The 3,070-nt window shown below is 29.4% G+C and carries 2 protein-coding genes; both read right to left on the reverse strand.

Annotated elements, in window-relative coordinates; all coding sequences use genetic code 11:
• Window positions 1–650 precede the first annotated feature (650 nt).
• Window positions 651–1,799, reverse strand: coding sequence for a protein NO VEIN domain-containing protein (locus tag ACIQ2X_RS15195; RefSeq protein ID WP_396179808.1), 1,149 nt, complete (start codon window positions 1,797–1,799; stop codon window positions 651–653).
• A 306-nt stretch (window positions 1,800–2,105) separates the two neighbouring features.
• Window positions 2,106–2,729, reverse strand: a complete 624-nt coding sequence (locus ACIQ2X_RS15200) for a hypothetical protein (RefSeq protein ID WP_396179810.1) — start codon at window positions 2,727–2,729, stop codon at window positions 2,106–2,108.
• Window positions 2,730–3,070: the final 341 nt, after the last annotated feature.

The raw sequence follows: 3,070 nt of genomic DNA on the forward strand, positions 1-3,070 counted from the left end.
ACCTAACATATTGCCACTTTTTTTTACCTAAATATACTCTTTTTGGCAATTTAACTTCGCTTTTTATTACTATTTTTATATACAAGTTATTAACAGACAGATTGTTATAACATATTTAAGGAATGACCAAATAGATAAACGTTACAATCTTTGTTTGGAAATTTTTGAAATGCAATTAAAACCGCACTTATTTTATTGTTAAACTCCGTCTGCCAATGTATTGACCCCTTAAAATCAGTGCTTTCGGTTTGGTGATTTTTTCCAAATCTCTAATTCAACATCTATTTTTCTTTCTAAATATATTTGCTTTAATAAAAATCCAAGGAAAAAATAACGCATCGTTAATGAAAATACAAATCGATAAAGATGATATTTTATAAAAATCCAAATCAATGTCCTTTAGCCAAATTCATTTATGCAAGTATTTCTTCACTCACTAGCACGCGGTTATTTATATTCTTTTGGGTATGAATCGCATTGCAAACGCTTTATTTAGTTCGTACAAATAAGTAGGCATACGTTACAAACGAGTACTGGATTGGGAATTTTGAAATTATAGGAAAAAGAACCTCGGTTTCGTTCAACAAGAGTTTCATTGTTCGGCTTGCAGCCTCAACGAACCCCTAGTTGCTAGGCGAAGTGCATTATCATTATTGGACAATTGTAAAATAAACCCTTTCAGCTTTAACCTTTTTGTTCTTAGTATGAAATGGAATGACTTTTCCGCTAATCAGCCATTTCATTAGGTTATCAATCTTTGTTACTACAGGATTAGTTGTTGCATTTTTCACGAAGTAGAGTTGGTAGTTAGTTGAATTTGAGATAAAGAATAACCACTCGTTTTTTGTAAGTATAAAACTATTTTCACTACCTGAAGTAGCTTTACATTCAATGTAATATTCTGTGTTTGAAAATTCAGAATCTATAATCTGAAAGTCAAAACTTTTTCCACTTTCGGAAATTTCATTTTCCCATTTAACTCGACCAGGATAATTTTGGCTTAGAATCTTAAATAGCAAACTTTCACTTTGCAATCGAATGGTTTCATTTAGTTCGGAATCTTCAACAATTTCTATGTCTACATCATCGTCAAAAATTGTTTTCCGAATCTTTAAACTTTCAATTTCTGTGACAGGTTTATTTAAAATTTCTGCTTTACTAATTGAATCTTCAATAATTGATTTTTTCAGATTTACTAGTTTACTACGAACACTACCATCTGAAAATACTGAGGATTGAATATTGACAAAATCACCCCCAGTTTGATTAACCAGTTCTTTTGCTTTTGCACTTGCTTCATTACTTAGAGAAATTCCGACTATAAAAATATTACACCGGATTCCGTGAACATTCAATGCGGTTTTAGAGGCTTCGTGATAGTCGCTTTTTGTAGTTTCTTCACCATCAGTCAATAAAATTAATTTACGATCAGAATTTGGATATTTTTTCAAACGATCAATTGCATTTAGAACTGCTTCCGTAATTGGAGTTCCTCCAGTTTTATACGGTATTGGAATTTCAGAAATTGTATGTCTAATTGCTTCGAAATTATTACCTGAGTACAAAATTGGTTGCTCAATTTTATTTGTACCATCTATAGAATGAAATCGACTTACTGTAACCAAAGTTGCATAATCGATTGTCGGCAAAATCTCTTTCAATAAAATTTCTTTTGCCACTTCCATTCGAGTTGTTTTCCCGTCAGGCAATAAGTATTGCAGATAAGAATCGGGAAATACATCTTTGCAATTTCCCATACTATTAGAGTTGTCTAAAACTATTTCGATATATGTATCCATTATTTCGAGATTTCATTTCGCCTAGCGTTTGGACGTGTTGCGAATTAAGGAAGTCTAAACTTAAGGTTAATAACTGAACTTTCAGAAACAAAACCATCTTTAAATTAAGTCTGAACCAGCCATATTGCCATAAGGCGGCTATTTACGTACAATGTTTATATTTTTTTTCAAGAGCGTTCTTATTCAGAACTATTTTTATTATTTATATTTTGATATTTAAGATTTTTATCTTTACAATTTCTGATGAATAATATCAATTCTTATTCGAAAAATATTTTACTTGGATATACATTTTCCGAATGTTCTTCATTCATCTAAAGTTTTTTTAATTGTTTTGATAATTTCTTCTCTTGGAAATTCACCAAAAGGTACGTCTCCAGGTTTAGAATATCTACTTCTTTTTATTTCAGGTTCAGCTTCTCCCGTAAATTCTATGATTAGTTTTTTATAAATTTTTTTTGCAGATATATCAATGAATTTTAATTCAAGTTGTCCTCTTTTAGCGATAGATCCGTCCGTATATTGTCCTTCTTCTTTACTTTCAATTACGTTAATCCAAATTAATACATTAGCTTTAATAATGCTGTCCGTTATTTTTGAACTATATTTTTTTTCAGGGAATATGTACTGAAATTTAAAAGCTTTGTGCGGATTACATATAGTTTGATGATGACTTTCAATTATAAAAGCTTTTTTTATTTCAGTATTCTTTTGAGAAAAAGTTAAATCCTTACAATTATAATTTTTAAAAAAATCAAGATTTGATTCATTCCAATAATTTTTAAAGATTTCTTCGGTTGATTTTTTTTCTTTTAAATCTCGTTCATCTTTGAAAAAATATGAATCAATACCTTCATAAATAAACATAATTGCAAAAATTGCCAATACAATGAATCCACATCCGGCTTTACCAATTTTATAATCATTCATATCATTTTATTTTAACATTGCAGGTAACATTATGCTATTTTGAGATGGTGGGGAGTACTTAATCTTTCAATTTTCGGCTTTGCAGAAAGTTAATGCGAAACGGTAAATCCAGCATACCCCCACTAGCTAAATATAGCGGTTATAGGCCGTTTTTTATTTAAAAGTCATTTCATCAAGTAATTTTTCTAAATCTTCAATATTTGTAATTTTGTATTTGCTGTGTTCAATTCATAAGTGCAACAAACTTATTATTTAGAGTTTCAATTGGACTAAGATAATTGAATTTTCTAATAGGTCTGTTATTAATTGATAATTCTACTTGTTTAATTTTTTCATTAGTT

The organism is Flavobacterium sp., from assembly GCF_044368625.1.
GTDB lineage: Bacteria > Bacteroidota > Bacteroidia > Flavobacteriales > Flavobacteriaceae > Flavobacterium.